Source organism: Microbacterium sp. B19 (assembly GCF_000333395.1).
Classification (GTDB): domain Bacteria; phylum Actinomycetota; class Actinomycetes; order Actinomycetales; family Microbacteriaceae; genus Microbacterium.
Genome location: NZ_BADA01000296.1, coordinates 1 through 13,839, shown reverse-complemented (window position 1 = coordinate 13,839; position 13,839 = coordinate 1). Strand labels below are relative to the sequence as shown.

Annotated in this window: 15 protein-coding genes; 9 read left to right on the top strand and 6 right to left on the bottom strand. The window is 71.7% G+C overall.

What is annotated here, in order from left to right; genetic code table 11:
- A partial coding sequence (locus I5G_RS21885; protein WP_239642528.1) for a class II aldolase/adducin family protein occupies positions 1-138 on the bottom strand: 138 nt, incomplete at its 3' end.
- Positions 139-170: 32 nt separating this feature from the next.
- Between I5G_RS21885 and dapF the strand changes: the two genes are divergently transcribed.
- On the top strand, positions 171-971 hold the full coding sequence (gene dapF, locus I5G_RS21880; RefSeq protein ID WP_022879037.1) for a diaminopimelate epimerase: 801 nt from the start codon (positions 171-173) through the stop codon (positions 969-971).
- Positions 972-991: 20 nt separating this feature from the next.
- Here dapF and I5G_RS10600 read toward each other — a convergent pair whose 3' ends face one another.
- On the bottom strand, positions 992-1,645 hold the full coding sequence (locus I5G_RS10600) for a class I SAM-dependent methyltransferase (RefSeq protein WP_022879036.1): 654 nt from the start codon (positions 1,643-1,645) through the stop codon (positions 992-994).
- An 88-nt stretch (positions 1,646-1,733) separates the two neighbouring features.
- On the opposite strand from I5G_RS10600, the gene hflX reads away from it, so the two are divergent.
- A complete protein-coding gene (gene hflX, locus I5G_RS10595) occupies positions 1,734-3,251 on the top strand; it encodes a GTPase HflX (RefSeq protein ID WP_022879035.1) in 1,518 nt (505 codons plus the stop codon).
- Between the two features lie 63 nt (positions 3,252-3,314).
- On the opposite strand, the gene I5G_RS10590 is transcribed toward hflX, so the two are convergent.
- The 3 genes from I5G_RS10590 to lexA form a co-directional block, all read right to left on the bottom strand.
- Positions 3,315-5,204: a prolyl oligopeptidase family serine peptidase gene (locus I5G_RS10590; protein ID WP_022879034.1), complete on the bottom strand. Its 1,890-nt coding sequence runs from the start codon at positions 5,202-5,204 to the stop codon at positions 3,315-3,317.
- Between the two features lie 85 nt (positions 5,205-5,289).
- On the bottom strand, positions 5,290-6,153 hold the full coding sequence (locus tag I5G_RS10585) for a hypothetical protein (protein WP_022879033.1): 864 nt from the start codon (positions 6,151-6,153) through the stop codon (positions 5,290-5,292).
- Between the two features lie 368 nt (positions 6,154-6,521).
- Positions 6,522-7,211 carry a transcriptional repressor LexA gene (gene lexA, locus I5G_RS10580; protein ID WP_022879032.1) on the bottom strand — a complete coding sequence of 230 codons (690 nt, stop codon included), beginning with the start codon at positions 7,209-7,211 and terminating at the stop codon, positions 6,522-6,524.
- Between the two features lie 260 nt (positions 7,212-7,471).
- Here lexA and I5G_RS10575 point away from each other — a divergent pair, with 260 nt between their 5' ends.
- From I5G_RS10575 to I5G_RS10550, 6 genes are read left to right on the top strand one after another with little or no spacing between them, the layout of a single operon-like run.
- Positions 7,472-7,822, top strand: a complete 351-nt coding sequence (locus I5G_RS10575; RefSeq protein ID WP_022879031.1) for a LysM peptidoglycan-binding domain-containing protein — start codon at positions 7,472-7,474, stop codon at positions 7,820-7,822.
- Positions 7,823-7,846: 24 nt separating this feature from the next.
- Positions 7,847-8,941: a histidinol-phosphate transaminase gene (locus I5G_RS10570; protein WP_022879030.1), complete on the top strand. Its 1,095-nt coding sequence runs from the start codon at positions 7,847-7,849 to the stop codon at positions 8,939-8,941.
- Positions 8,938-9,552, top strand: a complete 615-nt coding sequence (gene hisB / locus I5G_RS10565; protein ID WP_022879029.1) for an imidazoleglycerol-phosphate dehydratase HisB — start codon at positions 8,938-8,940, stop codon at positions 9,550-9,552. The genes I5G_RS10570 and hisB overlap by 4 nt, the downstream gene beginning before the upstream one ends.
- Positions 9,549-10,196 (top strand): imidazole glycerol phosphate synthase subunit HisH, encoded by a 648-nt coding sequence (gene hisH / locus I5G_RS10560; RefSeq protein WP_022879028.1) that lies wholly within the window; start codon positions 9,549-9,551, stop codon positions 10,194-10,196. Before hisB ends, hisH begins: the two co-directional genes overlap by 4 nt.
- A 46-nt stretch (positions 10,197-10,242) precedes the next feature.
- The gene (gene priA, locus I5G_RS10555) at positions 10,243-10,989 is read left to right on the top strand and encodes a bifunctional 1-(5-phosphoribosyl)-5-((5-phosphoribosylamino)methylideneamino)imidazole-4-carboxamide isomerase/phosphoribosylanthranilate isomerase PriA (RefSeq protein WP_022879027.1); all 747 of its coding nucleotides are present in this window, start codon (positions 10,243-10,245) and stop codon (positions 10,987-10,989) included.
- Positions 10,973-11,782, top strand: coding sequence for an SseB family protein (locus I5G_RS10550; protein ID WP_022879026.1), 810 nt, complete (start codon positions 10,973-10,975; stop codon positions 11,780-11,782). Before priA ends, I5G_RS10550 begins: the two co-directional genes overlap by 17 nt.
- 8 nt (positions 11,783-11,790) lie before the next feature.
- Here the strand turns inward: I5G_RS10550 and I5G_RS21875 are convergent, their stop codons facing one another.
- The gene (locus tag I5G_RS21875; protein WP_022879025.1) at positions 11,791-12,441 is read right to left on the bottom strand and encodes a TetR/AcrR family transcriptional regulator; all 651 of its coding nucleotides are present in this window, start codon (positions 12,439-12,441) and stop codon (positions 11,791-11,793) included.
- 193 nt (positions 12,442-12,634) lie between these two features.
- Between I5G_RS21875 and I5G_RS21870 the strand changes: the two genes are divergently transcribed.
- Positions 12,635-13,768 carry a glycosyltransferase gene (locus I5G_RS21870; RefSeq protein ID WP_083896618.1) on the top strand — a complete coding sequence of 378 codons (1,134 nt, stop codon included), beginning with the start codon at positions 12,635-12,637 and terminating at the stop codon, positions 13,766-13,768.
- The last annotated feature ends 71 nt before the right edge of the window (positions 13,769-13,839 follow it).

The following is a 13,839-nucleotide window of genomic DNA, read 5'->3' as shown; positions in this document are numbered from 1 at the left end:
CAGCCCGAGTTCCGAGCTGGGCGCGAGCGAACGAACCACGACCCGCCCGTCACGGTCGACGACCGACACGTCGTCGGCGGTCGCCTGTGCGAACACGACGCCGGTCGCGGTGATCGCGATCCCTCCGTCGACACGCACGCTGACGTTGCCCGCCGTCCCTTTCACCGGTCGTGTCCGACCCCGACGGCGAACTCGACCTCTCCGACGAGCAGGTCGCGATCCTCTGCGACCGCCACTTCGGCATCGGCGCGGACGGCCTGCTACGCGTCGTGCGTTCGTCCGCGATCGATGAGGGAGCGGATGCCACGGCCTCGGGCGCGGAGTGGTTCATGGACTACCGCAACGCCGACGGGTCGAAGGCGGAGATGTGCGGCAACGGCACGCGGGTCTTCGCCCGCTACCTGACCGACACCGGGCTCGCCGACATCTCCGGCGGTCTCCGCATCGGCACCCGCGCGGGCGTCAAGACGCTGACGCGCAGCGATCGCGGCTTCGAGGTCGACCTGGGCGAGTTCCGTATCGAGCCGGGCGAGGTCCTCGTGCGTGCCAAGGGGCTGCCGGTGGCGCGCCCGGGCGTCGGGATCGACGTCGGCAACCCTCACGTCGTCGTCGCCCTCTCGTCGGAGAACGAGCTCGACGGGCTCGAGCTGGCCTACCAGCCGGTGCTCGACCCGGCGCCGGCCCGCGGCGCGAACGTCGAGTTCGTGGTCCCCGCCGACCCGCTCGTGCGGGACGGGGTGGGGGCGATCAGCATGCGGGTGTTCGAGCGCGGCGTCGGGGAGACGCTGAGCTGCGGCACCGGCGTCGCCGCCGCGGCGCTGGCCGTGCGCCACTGGGCGGGGCCGGCCGCGCCCGACTCGTGGATCGTCGAGACGCGGGGCGGAACACTGGGCGTCCGCGTCGCCGAGGGGCACGTGTTCCTCTCCGGACCGGCATCCCTCGTCTTCACCGGCGAGGTCGCGCTCGCCTGAGGGCCTTCGGAGCCGGGGGCTCAGACCCCGTCGGTGATGATGTCGATCGGCTCGCTCGGCGGTGAGCCGTGGCGGCGGACCCTCAACACGCGGTAGCCGCGGCCGGTCGCGGCGCGGTGGATCGAGAAACCGGTCGTGAAAGTGGCGGCGAGCCACCGCTGGAGCGAGTCGGATCCGAGGTTCCTCTGCACGACGAACCATCCGTCCGAGCGCTCCTCGAGGCGCGGGATCCAGTGCTCGAGCATGCCGTGCAGTTCGTTCTTGCCCACCCGGATCGGGGGGTTCGAGCGGATCGTGCGGAACGAGATGCCCTCGGGAACATCCTCGGGGCGGGCGGCGTTGACATTGGTGAGGCCGAGGCGCTCCGCGTTCTGCCTCACGAGGTCGAGAGCTCGCTCGTTGACGTCGACCGCCCAGATCGTGGCGTGCGGCGCATCCAGGGCGAGGCTCAGCGTGATCGGCCCCCACCCGCTCCCCAGGTCGAGGAAGTCCCCACCGGCGGGCGGAGCGGGGGTGTTGGCCAGCAGCACCGAGGTGCCGGCATCCAGTCGGTCGGGGCTGAACACGCCGCCGGCGGTCACGACTTCGAGCTCACGCCCGGCGAGGGTGACGCGGAGGCGGCGGAACTGTTCGGGACTCGACGGCGACGCGCTGAAATAGTGGTCGCTCCCCATGCGGGAAGCGTACCGGACCGGAGCCTCCGACGCGGGGGCGACTAAAGTGCGAGGATGCCGCGGCACAGCCCGCGGCCGAAAGGAACACATGACCGAACAGACCACACCCCCGAGCACCGACGAGTCGCCGGTGGACCCGGTCGACCGCGTGCTCGCGCGCGCCGATGCGCACCGGGGGGTCCGGGTCTTCGGGGCGGCGCAAGCCCTTCAGGATGCCTCGACGGCGTACGGCGGATCGAGCGACGGAGATCAGTGGGATCGCGAGGAGCGCGCCGCGCTGCGGCGTGTCCCCGGTCTCTCCACCGAGCTCGAGGACGTCACCGAGGTCGAGTACCGCCAGCTGCGCCTGGAGAACGTCGTGCTCGTCGGCGTCCACCCCCAGGGGGAGCAGACGGATGCCGAGAACTCCCTCCGCGAGCTGGCCGCCCTGGCCGAGACCGCCGGCGCGGTCGTGCTCGACGGCGTGCTGCAGCGCCGTCCGCACCCCGACCCCGCGACGTACGTCGGCCGCGGCAAGGCGGAGGAGCTGCGCGACATCGTCGCGGCGGTCGGCGCGGACACCGTCATCGCCGATACGGAACTCGCCCCCAGCCAGCGACGCGCCCTGGAGGACGTCGTCAAGGTGAAGGTCATCGACCGCACCACGGTGATCCTCGACATCTTCAGCCAGCACGCCAAGAGCCGCGAGGGCAAGGCGCAGGTCGAACTCGCGCAGCTCGAGTACCTGCTCCCGCGCCTGCGCGGCTGGGGTGACTCGATGTCGCGGCAGGCCGGTGGACAGGTCGGCGCCGGCGGCGCGGGCATGGGATCGCGCGGTCCCGGTGAGACGAAGATCGAGCTCGATCGTCGCCGCATCCGCACGCGCATGGCCCAGCTGCGCAAGCAGCTCCGGGACTTCGCGCCCGCCCGCGAGGCGAAGCGCGCCGAGCGCAAGCGCCACACGATCCCGTCCGTCGCCATCGCCGGGTACACCAACGCCGGCAAGTCGAGCCTGCTGAACCGGCTGACCAGCGCCGGTGTCCTCGTCGAGAACGCCCTGTTCGCGACCCTGGATGCCACCGTCCGCCGCTCCGAGACCACGGACGGCCGCGTGTACACGCTGACCGACACCGTGGGCTTCGTGCGGAACCTGCCGCACCAGCTCGTCGAGGCGTTCCGGTCGACGCTGGAGGAGGTCGGCGGCGCCGACGTCATCCTGCACGTCGTGGACGGGTCGCACCCCGACCCCGCCGCGCAGCTGTCGACGGTGCGCGACGTCATGGGCGACGTGGATGCCGATTTCGGTCACGAGATCGTGGTGTTCAACAAGGCCGACCTGTTGAGCCCGGATGACCGGCTCGTGCTGCGCGGGCTCGCGCCGGCCGCGCTGTTCGTGTCGTCGCGCACGGGCGAGGGCATCGCCGAGCTCCGCGCCGCCATCGAGGCGGCGCTGCCGCTGCCCGCCGTCGAGGTCCAGGCGGTCGTGCCCTACGACCGCGGCGACCTCGTGTCGGCGGTGCACGAAACCGGCCTCATCGTCGCGCAGGAGCACCGCGAGCAGGGCACGTTCCTGCACGCGCACGTCGGGGCTCGCCTCGCCGCCGAGCTCGCGCCGTTCGCCGGCTGACGCACGTTCCCCGAAGACGCCCCGCCGCACCGGCGGGGCGTCTTCGCGTACTCGGTGCGGGTCTCAGCCCAGCGACACCGGAGCGATCCCGGGCGTCTCGAACCCGAACACGGCGCCCAGGAACCCGAGTTCGCGGCTGAGGGAGTCCACGACGGTCTCGGCCCGGCGGAAGCCGTGCCCCTCGCCCTCGTACAGGACGTAGGCGTGCGGGATGCCGTGCGCCGCGAGGGAGTCGCGGATGGCCTCGGCCTGGGACGGGGGCACCACCCGGTCTTCCGAGCCCTGCAGGATCAGGAGCGGCACGCGGAAGCGTTCGGGGTGCGACAGCGGAGAGCGGTCGACGTAGACGGCTTCGGCGTCGGGCAGCGGGCCGATGAGGCCATCCAGGTATCGGGCCTCGAAGTCGTGGGTGTCCTCGGCGAGGGCGCGGGCGTCCCCCACGCCGTACCGCGAGATGCCGGCCGAGAACACATCGGTGTTCGTCACGGCCGCGAGAACGGTCCACCCGCCCGCGGACCCGCCCTCGATCGCGAGACGTTCGGGGTCGGCGAGACCCGCGGAGGCGAGAGCGGATGCCGCTGCCGCCACGTCGTCGACGTCCACGACGCCCCACTGGCCGAGGAGACGCTCACGGTACGCGCGGCCGTAGCCGGTCGAGCCGCCGTAGTTGACGTCCAGGACGCCGATGCCGCGGCTCGTGAAGAAGGCCGTCTTCGCCGCGGGCGCCGGGCCGACGTGGGAGGTCGGACCGCCGTGGACGAAGACGACGTACGGCGGCCGCTCGCCCTCGGGAGCGACGGCATCGGGGTGCGTGGGCGGGTAGGCGAAGGCGTGCACCGGGCCGTGCGGGCCCTCGGTGGTGAGGGCGCGGGCGGATGGCATCCATTCGGGTCCCCAGGAACCGGCGCCCCCCGTGACGAGGTCGATCGCGCCGGTGTCGAGGTCGAGCGACCACAGGCCCGCGCTCCCGGTCGCGGTCGTGCCGGAGATCAGGGCGCGCGACCCGCGGACGTCGTCGACGGCCGCGCCGGCCACAGCCGGGACCCCCGTCGGGCGGACGCCGCTCGGCGCGATCTCGACCACCTCGTCGCCCCCGCCGGTGCGCACCGCGACGATGCGACCGTCCGTGGTGGCGCCGTACCACCGCGTCCCGAGGATCCAGATCGGCCCGCCCGTGTCGGCGTCGACCGGGGCGACGGGCTGCGGTTCGCCGTCGAGTGCGCGCCGATAGAGGTTCCAGCGTCCGTCGGGGTCATCGGCGTAGAGCAGTTCGTCGTCGCCGATCCACACCGGCTGCAGGGGCGCGCGTCGTCCGCCCGTCGTGAGGTCGAGCGTCTCACCGGTGTCCAGACTGCGGACGCGGAGGGCCGTCGCATCCCACGGCATGTCGGGGTGGTTCCAGGCGATCCACGCCAGGCGACGACCGTCCGGGGAGAGCGCCGGGTGGGCGAGGAAGTCGCTCCCGTCCGCGAGGACGACCGACTCGGAACCGTCGAGCGGGATCCGGACGATGGCGCGGGTCGGCACACGGCCGCGCCCGTGGGTCTCACGGATGGCGAGCAGCACGCCGTGCTGCCAGGTGAGTCCGCCGTGGCGCGCGTCGCCGCTCTCGGGCGTCAGAGCCCGCGCGGAGCCTCCCGGGGTCAGGGCGTAGACCCGTTGGTCGGTCTTCTCGACGTAGAAGAGCTCACCGGCGTCGGATGCGCTCCAGGCGCCGCCGCCGTACTCGTGCACGGACGAACGCGCGTTCGCCGGTGCGGGGAGGACGGTCTCGACGGAACCGTCGGCGCGGCGTCGCCGGACCGCGACGCGTCCGCCTTCGCTGGGGACGGACTCGCCCCACCACACCTCGTCGCCGACGAAGCGGGCACCGTCCACTCGCGGCGAGGACTGCGACACGGCCTCGGGCGTCAGCGGCGAGGGCCAGGATCCATAGGGGAGCGTCTGGGGCATGACATCCACCCTACGGATCGGGTCCGACATCCCGGGGGCGGTCCGCGTCGGGGGCCGGACTCCGGGGCGGCCGGACCGCTCCGGCTCAGCCGCCGACGGTCTGGCGCGTCACGCCCAGGCGTCCCACCCAATCGCGGATGACCTGGCGTTGGGCCGCATCGCACGTGTAGCCGTATCCGATGCTGACCTCGTAGTAGGAGTACTCGTCGATCGACACCTCGTGGTCGAGAGACCAGCCGTCGAGGAACGTCAGCGCGTAGCAGTCGGCCATCGTCTCGACGTCGCCCCCGAAGGACGCGAGGGCGGCATCCGTCGGACCCGGGTTGGTGAACTGCAGGACGTGGGCGTATTCGTGGTACGCCGCACCGGTGCGGATCCAGTCCGTCATCGTCGGATCCGTTCGTGTGCCGGCCCGCACGTGGACGGTGAAGGGGTCGGTGCTCGTGACGCACGCCAGGGCCGTGGCGCCGCAGGGTGTCGTGTCGTCGAAGACGGTGGACACCCAGCCCCGTCCGAGGCTGTCGAGCGTGGCCTCCCACGCGGTGCCCGACGCGTTCGACGCCGCCTGATCTGCTACACCCGCGGACTGTTCGGAGATCTCCGTCGTCAGCTCCTTCAGCACCTCGACGTCCTGACCGAGACCGGTGGCGTTGCGGCGGTGGTTCCACGCGCTCTCGGCGAGGTTCTCGACGCGGTCCCACGGGACGACGGTGGAGTAGGGAAGCCCCACGAGCGGGTCGACCGTCGCGTACAGGTCGTCCATCGCGGCACCGAACTGTTCCTTGCGGTCGATCATCTCCTGCTGCTCGTCGAGGCGCTGCTGCTGATCGGTGATCTTCTGCTGCTGATCCTGGATCTGCGTCCGCGCCTCTTCCAGCTGCGTCACCACCCAGAAGAAACCGAATCCTCCGGCGACCACCACGACGAAGAGCAGGACGGACAGGACCACGACGCCCGTCTGCGGGCGCCGCGCCCGTGCCGTCGACGAGGGTTCACCGTTCGGCGCCGCGGGTGCGGGAACGGCGGCCGGGTCCGGTGCGGCTGCGGTCGGGAGCTCGGGTGCGGGGTGTGGCGGCCCGGCGGGAAGGTCGGGTGCGGGGGATGCCGGTACCGAGGCGCCGGCGGACGGTTCGGAGGGCGGGGGATCTGCGGCGGGGGTGTTCGACGACACGGGACTCGCTCTCTCGAGGTGTCCTGTCATGTTAGGGGCCGCTCGCCCGGGGCGGAGACGGGCCTGTGGACAAGCGCCCCCGGGAACCACGAAGGCCGGATGCCGCCTCGAGGGGGCATCCGGCCTTCCGGATCGTCGTACCGACGTCAGACCGTGCGCAGCACCGCGACCACGCGCCCGAGGACGACGGCTTCGTCTCCCAGGATCGGCTCGAACGCGGAGTTGCGGGGGAGCAGCCACGTGTGGCCGTCGCGGCGGCGGAACGTCTTGACGGTCGCCTCGCCGTCGAGCATGGCCGCGACGATCTCGCCGTTCTCCGCGGTCGACTGCGCACGGACGACGACCCAGTCGCCGTCGCAGATCGCCGCGTCGATCATCGAGTCGCCGGACACCTTGAGCATGAACAGCTCGCCCTTGCCGACGAGCTGGCGGGGGAGCGGGAAGATCTCCTCGACCTGCTGGTCCGCGGTGATGGGGACGCCCGCGGCGATCCGCCCGACGAGGGGCACGAGGGCGGCGTCGCCCACGGCGGGTGCGGTGTCGGCGGGGTTCTCGGCGGCCGTGCCGGGCAGGTCGATCAGCACCTCCATCGCGCGCGTCTTCCCGGGGTCGCGGCGCAGGTAGCCGCTCAGCTCGAGCTGGTTGAGCTGGTGGGTGACGCTCGAGAGCGACTTGAGCCCCACGGCATCGCCGATCTCGCGCATGCTCGGCGGATAGCCGTGCCGCGCGATCGAGCGCTGGATCACCTCGAGGATCGCGAGCTGCTTGTCGCTGAGGCTCTTCCGGCGCCGGGTCTGCGGCCGTTCGCGGCCGGCTGCGGTCGTCGCGTCGGTCATGTGTGCTCCCCTCGCGCCGCGCTTCCGATGCGGCGGAAATTCGAATGTCGGAGGTCCGTGGTGAGGTCTCCTCGTCGAAACCGTATCCGGTGGATCACTCGAACGAGGCGGAGCGCTCCGCGTGTCGCGTTCGATCGGTCTCCGAGAACCCCGGTGTTGACACTCTCACAGTATCGAAGATAGATTCGGAATACAGATTCGCACCACCGCCCTCCCGGCCGAGGGCGGGGTGCGAATCTCTCCCCACTGAGGAGCACACCATGAGCAGCATTGCCGTCACCACCCCCACGACCCGCCTGCGGCTGACCGCGCGCGGGCGCCGCGTGTTCGCCTTCCTGGCCGCGCTGCCCGTGGTCGTCGCGCTAGCCATCGCCGTCGTCGGCGGGGGCGCGGCTCTCGCCTCCAACGAGTCGGGCGCGCCGGCGGGCGCGTTCACCGAGATCACCGTCATGAGCGGCGAGACCCTGTGGTCGATCGCCGAGGACGTCGCGCCGGGTGCCGATCCCCGCGACGTGGTGGCGGAGATCACCCGGCTGAACGCACTCGAGAACGGGTCCGTCACCGCCGGCCAGCGCATCGCGATCCCCGCGGAGTACGCCCCGAGTCGGTGATCCCCGGGTGCGGAGCCGCCTACGATGGGTGAGGTGACCGTTCGCCTCGATGACCTGCCTCTTCGCGACGACCTGCGGGGCATGACTCCTTATGGAGCACCCCAGGCTGCGCTTCCCGTCGCTCTCAACGTGAACGAGAACACGCATCCGGTTCCCGCCGAGGTGGCCGACGACATCCTGGATGCCGTCGCCCGGGCGCTGCGCGACGTCAATCGGTACCCCGACCGTGAGTTCACCGGACTCCGAGAGGCGTTCGCCGACTACCTCGGTAACGGGCTGACGCGCGAGCAGATCTGGGCGGCCAACGGCTCCAACGAAGTCCTGCAGCACATCCTGCAGGCGTTCGGGGGTCCGGGCCGACGCGCACTGGGCTTCACCCCGACCTACTCGATGTACCCCATCCTGACCCGCGCCACCGGCGCGGAATGGGTCGCGGTCGAGCGCGAGCACGACTACACGTTGAGCCCGGCGTTCGCCGCCGAGCAGGTGGTGCGCGAGAGCCCCGACATCGTCTTCCTCTGCGCGCCCAACAACCCGACGGGAACACCGCTCGGCCTCGACGTCATCGAGGCGGTCTACGCCGTGACCGACGGCATCGTGATCGTCGATGAGGCGTACCACGAGTTCGCGCCGCACGATGCGCCGTCCGCGGTGACGCTCCTGCCGGGCCGTCCGCGTCTCGTCGTCTCACGCACCATGAGCAAGGCCTTCGCCTTCGCCGGCGCTCGCGTGGGCTACCTCGCCGCGGATCCGGCGCTGATCGACGCGCTGCGCCTCGTGCGCCTGCCGTACCACCTGAGCGCCCTCACGCAGGCGGCGGCGACCGCTGCGCTCGGCCACGCCGAGACGATGCTGTCCATGGTCGACGAGATCGTGGCCCAGCGCGATCGCATCTCGGCCACGGTGGCGGCCTTGGGCTACGTCGCGCACGAGTCGTGGACGAACTTCGTGCTGTTCGGCGGCGTCGACGACCCCGCGGCGACGTGGAAGGCGCTGTACGACCGCGGTGTTCTCATCCGCGATGTCGGCATCCCTCACCACCTCCGGGTCACCGCGGGGACGGCGGACGAGACCACCGCGTTCCTGGACGCCCTGGCCTCGGTAGGATCGCGAGCATGACCGGCCCCGTCACGCCCCGCACCGCCACGATCGTCCGCGAGACGAGCGAGTCGCGGGTGGAGCTGTCGCTGGACCTCGACGGCACCGGTGCGAGCGAGATCTCGACGAGTGTGCCGTTCTTCGACCACATGCTCACGGCGTTCGCGAAGCACTCGCTCACCGATCTGCGTGTGACGTCCACGGGCGACACCCACATCGACGCGCACCACACCGTGGAGGACACCTCGATCGTCCTCGGTCAGGCGATCCGTCAGGCGCTCGGCGACAAGTCCGGCATCGCGCGCTACGGCGACGCGCTCGTCCCGCTCGACGAGGCGCTCGCACAGGCCGTGGTCGACATCAGCGGCCGCCCATACCTCGTCCACACCGGCGAGCCGGTCGGCTTCGAGCACCACCTCATCGGCGGCCACTTCACCGGGTCGCTCGTGCGCCACTCGTTCGAGGCGATCTCGATCCACGCGGCCCTCACCGTGCACGTCCGCGTCCTCGGGGGCCGCGACCCGCACCACATCGCCGAGGCCGAGTACAAGGCGCTCGCTCGTGCGTTCCGCCAGGCCAAGGCTCTCGATCCGCTCGTCGACGGCATCCCGAGCACGAAGGGCGCGCTGTGAGCAAGCCCGTCGTCGCCGTCCTCGACTACGGTTCGGGCAACGTCCACTCGGCGGTCAAGGCGCTCATCGAGGCCGGAGCCGACGCGCGTCTGACATCCGACCGCTCGCTGCTCCTCGACGCCGACGGACTCCTCGTCCCCGGTGTCGGGGCGTTCAGTGCGGTCATGGGAGCTCTCAACGCCAGCCGTGGCGGCGAGATCATCGACCGGCGCCTCGCGGGTGGCCGACCGGTGCTCGGTATCTGCGTCGGCATGCAGGTCATGTTCGGCCGCGGTATCGAGCGCGGCACCGACACCGAAGGACTGGGGGAGTGGCCGGGAACCGTGGCCGAGCTCTCGGCCCCCGTGCTTCCTCACATGGGCTGGAACACGGTCTCCGCCGGTGAGGGTTCGCGACTGTTCGACGGCATCGCCGACGAGCGGTTCTACTTCGTGCACTCGTACGCGGCGCAGGAGTGGTCGCTCGAGGTGACACCTCCGTTCCCCGAGCCCGTGCTCACGTGGTGCACGTACGGCGCGCCGTTCCTCGCGGCGGTCGAGAACGGTCCGCTCGCGGCGACGCAGTTCCACCCCGAGAAGTCGGGCGAAGCCGGCATCCGGCTCCTCGCGAATTGGATCGACGGGCTGCGCGCGACTACTGTGTGACCTCGTGCCCGGGGCTGGCGAGAGGCGCCTGCCGGCACGAGGAGCCATGAACGATTTCGCGTCCACGCCCGAGCTTGTCCTTCTCCCCGCGGTCGACGTGGCCGACGGCAAGGCCGTCCGACTGACCCAGGGAGAGGCCGGCACCGAGACCAGCTACGGCGACCCCGTGGATGCCGCCCTGGACTTCGCGCGCCAGGGCGCGGCCTGGATCCACCTCGTCGATCTCGATGCCGCCTTCGGTCGCGGCAACAACACCGCCGTGATGCGGAAGGTCATCAAGCAGGTCAAGGGCGTGCAGGTCGAGCTGTCCGGTGGCATCCGTGACGACCGTTCGCTCGAAGCCGCGCTCGAGAGCGGCGCGACGCGCATCAACCTCGGGACCGCCGCTCTGGAGAACCCGGAGTGGGCCGCCGACGTCATCAACCGCTACGGCGAGGCCATCGCGGTGGGCCTCGACGTGCGCGGCACGACGCTCGCCGCCCGCGGCTGGACACGTGACGGCGGCGACCTGTGGACGGTCCTGGAGCGACTCGAGGACGCCGGCTGCAGCCGCTACGTCGTAACGGACGTCACGAAGGACGGCACGCTCCGCGGCCCGAACCTGGAGCTGCTCCGCGAACTCACCCAGCGCACTCCCAAGCCCATCGTGGCGTCGGGCGGCGTGTCGAGCCTCGACGACATCGCCGCGCTCCGCGAGCTCGTGCCGCTCGGTGTCGAGGGTGCGATCGTGGGCAAGGCGCTCTACGCGGGCCAGTTCACCCTGGCCGAGGCGCTGGATGTCGCCGGACACTGACGATCCCCACGGCCACGGTCCGCATCACGGCGGTCCGCGCGCCGATTCGGCCGGCGTCCCCTGGGAGGGTCGGCGTTTCGAGGCGAACCCGCACTCGGGCGACGACGGCTCCGCGGACCCGGCGCTGCTCGCCGCGCTCGAGGCGTTCTCCGCGGGGACCGGTGACGCGACCGACGTCGTCGAGGCCTACCGCACCGCGCGTCTGCTCATCCCGCTTGTCGCGGAGAAGGGCGACCACGGCATCGGACCGCACGGGCTCGAGGTCGACAAGACCCAGGAGCTCTCCATCGTCACGGTCGCCGCGCCCGACGGCCGCAAAGTGCTGCCCGTGTTCAGTTCCGTCGCGGCGATGCAGCGCTGGGATGCGACGGCACGCCCCGTCCCGGCCGACGGTCGTCGGACGGCCCTCGCCGCGGCCTCCGAGGACACCGAACTGATCGTGATCGACCCGACCTCCGACACGGAGTTCGTGCTGCGCCGCCCGGCTGTGTGGGCGATCGCGCAGGGCGAGTCGTGGGAGCCTGCCCATGTGGCCCCGGCCGTGTTCACGGGGCTGCAGGAGAGCATCTCCGGCGAGCTCGCGGTCCTCGACCTGGCCGTCCAGCCGGGCGACCCGACGGGTCGCCTCCGCGGCCCCGAGCTGGTCGTCCACCTGCAGTTGATGTCGGGTCTGGAGCAGGAGGAGTTGGATGCCGTTCTCGCCCGCCTCGCGCGCCGCTGGGCCGCCGATGACCGCATCGCGGTGCTCGTGGACTCGCTGACGGTCAAGCTGCATCGCAGCACCGACGTCTGACGTGCGACTCACCCGGGCGTGCGGTCCTGCGCCCACCGGGCCCACAGTCCGCGCAGCGCGGTCTCGAGCCACGCGCGGTAGCGGTCGTCGGTCCACCCCGATTTGGTGACGAAGAACGCGTAGGTCTCGGGGCCGACGAGGTGATTGAGTTCGTCCGCAGCCTGGTCGCGGTCCCGCGGGTCGAGCAGGCCGCGCTGACTCATCCACGCGGCAGCGAGGCCGAGGTCCGCGCGCCGCCGGGTGTCGAGGTCGGCGATGGCCGCCGCGGCGAGCTCGTCGGTCTCCGCGGCCACGGCCATGGCGCGAACGATCCCGGCGGTGGCCCGGTTGGCCTCCGCGACGTAGTCCAGCCATCCGCGCACGGCATCCTGCGTGTCTGGCTGCGCCATGATCTCGGCGATCGCCGGACGCTCCGCGAGGCTGTGGGGGCCATCGTCGCCGGCGAACGTCCGCTCGAAGGCCGCCACGAGCAGGGCCGCTTTCGCCCCCGCGAGGTGGACCGACTGCACCGACACCCCGGCGGTCACCGCGACGTCCTTCATGGTCGTGCGGGTGTACCCGTCTCGGGCGAAGAGCTGCGCCGCCGCGTCGAGGATGGCCGCGCGCGTACGCTGCGCCTCCGCCTGGCGGGCGGGGGAGGAATAGGGGCGCGGGGGCATGGCATCCTTCCACTATCGTTAGAGTCCAAATCTAACGAAATGGATCCGCTCATGGCGACTCTCCTCCTCGCGTCGAACCCCATTCATGGTCATGTCGGCCCGATGCTGCAGGTCGCGGGCCATCTCGTGCACGAGGGGCACGACGTGACGATGGTCACCGGCACGCGGTTCCGGGAGCGAGTCGAGGCCGCGGGTGTGGCTTTCCGTCCCCCTCGGCGGCGCGGCCGACTACGACGACCGTCGCCCCGACCTCCACCTCCCCGACAGGACGAAGTATTCCGGGGTGCGGCAGGCGCAGTACGACATCCGGACGATCTTCATCGACACGATCCCCGACCAGTACGCGGCGGTGGATGCCGCGATCGACGCGACCCGTCCGGACGCCGTGCTCGTCGACGGTGCCTTTGCCGGGATCCTGCCGGTCCTCGATCGGGGTCAGGCGAGGCCGCCGGTGCTCGCTCTGGGGGTCACCCCTCTGTCGCAGTCGTCGCGCGCGCTCGGACCGTACGGGATGGCGCTCCCGCCCGCACGGGGAGCGCTCGACCGCGCCCGGTACGCGGCCCTCGATGTCGTCGCGCGTCGACTCGTGTTCCGTCCCACGCAGCGGGCCGCCGTGCGGGCGCTCGCCGCTTGCGGCACGCGACCGCACGGATTCGTCATGGATCTGTCGCGGCGGTTCGATCGATTTCTGCAGACCGGGCCGGCGAGCCTGGAGTATCCGCGCCCCGATCTCGCCGCGAACACGCACTTCGTCGGCGTCCTGCCGCAGGCGGGATCCGACGTGCCCGTGCCCTCCTGGTGGGGCGATCTCGACGCGGCGGAGGCCGTCGTCCACGTCACGCAGGGCACGATCGACAACCACGACTTCGGCCGCCTGGTCGGCTCGACCCTGGCGGCGCTGGCCGACCGCCCGGTGGTCGTGGTCGTCAGCGCCGGCGGACGCGCCGTCGAGGATCTCGGCCCGCTACCGGTGAACGCACGGGCCGCGAGCTATCTGCCCTACGACGCTCTGCTGCCGCGCACGGACGTCTTCGTCACGAACGGCGGGTTCGGGGGAGTGCAGGCGGCTCTCGCTGCGGGCGTTCCGGTCGTCGTGGCCGGCGACACGGAGGACAAGCCGGAGGTCGCGGCGCGCGTCGGGTGGACGGGCGCGGGCATCGACCTGCGGACGGGGACCCCGGCGCCTGCCGACGTCGCCCGGGCGGTGGATGCCGTCCTGGCCAACCCCTCCTATCGGGCGGCGGCGGGACGTCTCGCCGCGGATGCCGCCCGCCACGACGCCCTGGCCGAGATCACGCAGCATCTCCTCGACACTCGCGTCCCCTAGCGAACGGACGCCGCCGCCCCGCCGCTCTCATGCCCTGCGGGTGTCACCGAGGAGCCGTCCTGCGGCCAGGC